Source organism: Candidatus Protofrankia californiensis (genome assembly GCF_900634765.1).
GTDB lineage: Bacteria > Actinomycetota > Actinomycetes > Frankiales > Frankiaceae > Protofrankia > Protofrankia californiensis.
The window spans coordinates 1-3,755 of sequence record NZ_CAAAFT010000411.1; the positions used below are offsets into that span (position 1 = coordinate 1).

5 protein-coding genes are annotated in these 3,755 nt (G+C 72.3%); 1 reads left to right on the plus strand and 4 read right to left on the minus strand.

The features are described from left to right. On the plus strand, positions 1-879 hold an 879-nt coding region (locus tag DD1DGNOD_RS21120; RefSeq protein ID WP_430827847.1), incomplete at its 5' end, for an Lhr family helicase. Between the two features lie 24 nt (positions 880-903). Here the strand turns inward: DD1DGNOD_RS21120 and pspM are convergent. From pspM to DD1DGNOD_RS21140, 4 genes are all read right to left on the minus strand, one after another. Further along, the gene (gene pspM, locus DD1DGNOD_RS21125; protein WP_131768255.1) at positions 904-1,656 is read right to left on the minus strand and encodes a phage shock envelope stress response protein PspM; all 753 of its coding nucleotides are present in this window, start codon (positions 1,654-1,656) and stop codon (positions 904-906) included. A 2-nt stretch (positions 1,657-1,658) separates the two neighbouring features. After that, entirely contained in the window at positions 1,659-2,456 is a 798-nt protein-coding gene (locus DD1DGNOD_RS21130; RefSeq protein ID WP_131768257.1) for a PspA/IM30 family protein, read from the minus strand. 62 nt (positions 2,457-2,518) lie between these two features. After that, entirely contained in the window at positions 2,519-2,866 is a 348-nt protein-coding gene (locus tag DD1DGNOD_RS21135) for a helix-turn-helix domain-containing protein (protein WP_131768258.1), read from the minus strand. Positions 2,867-2,985: 119 nt separating this feature from the next. After that, positions 2,986-3,755, minus strand: a 770-nt coding sequence (locus DD1DGNOD_RS21140; RefSeq protein WP_131770900.1) for a nicotinamide-nucleotide amidohydrolase family protein, incomplete at its 5' end; no start/stop codon positions are given.

The following is a 3,755-nucleotide window of genomic DNA, read 5'->3' on the forward strand; positions in this document are numbered from 1 at the left end:
TTCCGGACCCTGTCGGACCGGGTCGGCAGCCTCGACGACAACGCGCTCGCGAGCGCGTTGTGGGATCTGGTGTGGGCGGGCCTGGTCACCAACGACAGCCTCGCCCCGCTACGGGCCTCGCTGGGTGCCCGCCGTGGCGCTCATCCGGCCACCCGCCGCAGCCCCCGGGTGCGTCCGGCTCGCTACTCCCGCCCGACCATGCCGTCGCGGACCGGCCCACCTACGGTGGCGGGCCGCTGGTCGCTGCTGCCCGACCGGGACCCCGATCCGACCCTGCGAGCCCACGCCCAGGCCGAGATGCTTCTCGACCGGTACGGGATCGTCACCCGCGGCGCGGTCGCGGCCGAGGGAGTCCCGGGCGGTTTCGCCGGGTTGTACCGCGTCCTGTCCGCCTTCGAGGACGGCGGGCGGTGCAGACGCGGCTACTTCGTGGAGTCCCTCGGCGCGGCCCAGTTCGCCGTCCTGGGTGCGGTCGACCGGCTGCGGGCGGCCCCACCGACCTGCGGCGCGATCGTGCTCGCCGCGACCGACCCAGCGAATCCCTACGGCGCCGCATTGCCCTGGCCGGCGCCGCCGGCGGGTCAAGCCGGCGGCGGGCATCGGCCGGGACGCTCACCGGGCGCGCTTGTCGTCCTGGTCGACGGCGAGCTGATGATGTACGTCGAACGCGGTGGCAGGACGTTGCTGACCTGGACCGACGACCCCGAGCGGGTGCAGCCGGCGGTCGACGCCCTTGCACTCGCCGTGCGGGACGGCTGGCTCGGACAGCTGTCGGTGGAGAAGGCCGACGGCCAGTCGGTGCTCACCAGCGCACTCGGTCGTGCTCTGGAGCGCGCCGGTTTCCATCCCACTCCGCGCGGCCTGCGGTTGCGGGTCTGAAACACCTCGGGATCGCAGAACTGGTCAGCGCATGAGTTCGCGCAGGCCGTCGGCGAAACCGCGCAGGGCGGCGGTCCCGCGTTCGAGGCCGCCGTCGCGCCCCGCCGGTGGCAGCGTCGACGACGTCGAGGCAAGCAGGTCACTGGCTGCGGCCAGCATCCCGTCGAGTGCATCCGCGGCGGTTGTCATCGAGCTCACCAGATCCGAGATCGTGGCAGTGATCTCCGCCCGACGGCCGGGGTCGGCGACCGTACGAGCGGCCGACTCGCAGGCCAGGACCCGGCCGGCCTCGCCGCGAAGGCCGTCGACCACCTGCGCGGCCGACGCCATCGCCGCGCGGACCGTTTCAGCGGCGGCCCCGGGTGGCAACGCCCGCAGCATGGCGGCGAGCGCGACCATCGCCGCCTCGCCGCGACGCAGGGGTTCCGCGGCGGCCGAACCCCGTAACATCAACCGCGAGGGCAGCGGCGCCATCGGCAGCGGCAGGGCCGGCGGCAGCACAGGGGCCAGCCGCGCCTGACGCCAGGACAGGCCGGCCCGCACAAGCGCGCCGGCGCCCACGACCAGCCACTCCCACGTCCCGTCCAGGACCGCGGCCGCCGGGGTGAGGACGGCGACCCCGGCCCACACCCGCGCGGACGCGGCGGCGCGCCGCCGCAGGCGGGCCTGGGTACGGACCAGCCGCTGCTCGCCGCGCAGCAGGCTCCGGCGTTCGATGTCGGCGCGCAGCCAGTCCGGCAGGCGGCTGCCCAGCCCGGTCTTGCCTGCCGGCATCATCGTCAGGCGTCCGGCCGGCCGGGAGATCCCTTGTCCAGGGACAACTGATCACCGGAGCCGGCGCCGTCCGCTCTCGGTCCGGCCGACAGAGCCGTACGGATCTCGGCGAGACGGTTGGACGCCTTCGCGTCCAACGACGCCCGGCGGATCTCCAGCATCCGCGACTCCACCCCCTGGGAGGCGAGCTCGTGCCGTCCCAGGGAGATCGCGTAGCGCTGTTCGACCTTGTCCCGGACCTGCGCGAGCGTCGGGGTGTCACTCGGCGGGGTGAGCTGGGACATGCCGTCGAGCGCCTTGCTCATCTGTTCCTGCATGGCGGCGTGCTCGATCTGGGTCAGCAGCCGGGCGCGCTCGGTAAGCTGCCCCTGCAGTCGCAGGGTGTTGTCCTCTACCGCCCGGCGGGCCTGTTCGGCCGAGAGTACGGCCTGCTGGTGCAGGGCCTTGAGATCGTCGAGGGCACCCTCCGCGGCGACGAGCTGGCTGGCGAACGCCTGCGCGGTCTGCTCGTAGCGGCCGGCCGCGTCCACCTCACCGTTCGAGCTGGCCGCGTCCGCGAGAAGGACGGCCTGGCGCGCGGACTCGGTGAGGCTTTCGACCTCGTCGATCTGGCGGGCCATCCGCATCTCCAGTTGCCGCTGGTTGCCGACAACCGCGGCAGCCTGCTGCACGAGCGCCTGGTGCTGCCGCTGCGCCTCGGTAATCGCCTGGTCGATCTGGACCCGCGGATCAGCCTTCTCGTCCAGCTTCCGGTTCGCCGAGGCGGACAGATAGCGGTACAACTTGCGGACGACGTTCGCCATACATCGATCGTCGCACGTCAAGCTGGACGCTGGTGAGCCCCGGCCGTCGAAAACAAAGTCGGTTAGGCGGCACGATCGACCACCGCGGTGGTGGCGCCACCGCGGGTCTGCATGGCGGCCATCGGCGGCATCCCCGCCATCGGAGCGCCCACCCGCGCCGGTCCGCCAGCCGTGAGCTCGGCGAGCTCGAGATCGTCGCTCACCTCACGCAGCAGGTCGGCAAGCCGGACGCCGAGCGCGCCGCAGATCGAGGCGAGCAGTTCCGAGCTTGCCTCCTTCTGCCCTCGCTCGATCTCGGAGAGGTACCCGAGCGAAACCCTCGCGTTGGAGGACACCTCCCGCAGGGTCCTATGTTGATCTTGACGGCGGCGGCGCAATGCCTCGCCGAGCATGCGTCGGAGCAGGACCATCGTGCCTCCTCCTTCGTCCTCGGGCTGGGCCTTACCGTATACCTGCTGTCCACCGTGATGGCCGGCCGTTGATGCGACTGTAACCATGTAAGCAACAGGCGTCCGGCACTTCATCCCAGTCAACAAGTATGAACCGACAGGATACGCCGAAGAGCGTCCAACGCCTGGACGACCGCATAGATGCGGTTCGTACGACGGTCACCGGGGAGGCGAAGGGACCTCGTCAGCGTGCCGAAGGCACCGACCATACCTATGTGCACAGTCCCGACCGGCTTGCTCTCCTGCTCGTCGGGGCCGGCCACCCCGGTCACCGCCAGCCCGTTGGTCGCCCCCAGCAGATCCCGTACGCCCGCGGCCATCGCCGCGGCCGCCTCCGGGGACACCGCGCCGCTGGTCGCCAGCACATCCGGGTCGACCCCGAGCACGGACTCCTTGGCCTCGGTGGCGTAGGAGACCACCCCGCCGCGAAACACGGCACTGGCACCGGCGACGTCGGTGAGCCGACCCGCGACCAGCCCGCCGGTCATCGACTCGGCTACGGCGAGCGTTTCACCCCGCTCGGCAAGCAGCCGCAGGACGGTCCCCTCCAGCGTGTCGTCGTCGACGCCGTAGAGCGCTATCCCGAGGGCGGCGCGGGCCGCCTCCTCCACCGGTTCGATGAGTCTGCGGGCCTCGGCTCGGTCACCGGCGCGGGCGCTGATCCGGACCCGGGTCTGTCCGCCGCTGGCGAGAAAGGCGATCATCGGGTTGCCGACGGGGGCGAGCCTGTCGACCTCCCCGGCGAGGGCCTGGGCCACCACCGACTCCCAGACCCCGGCGGTCCGCAGGACCCGGTGCACCACGACGGCCGGCTCCCCCGCTCGGCGCAGCAGGTCCGGCAGGACCGATC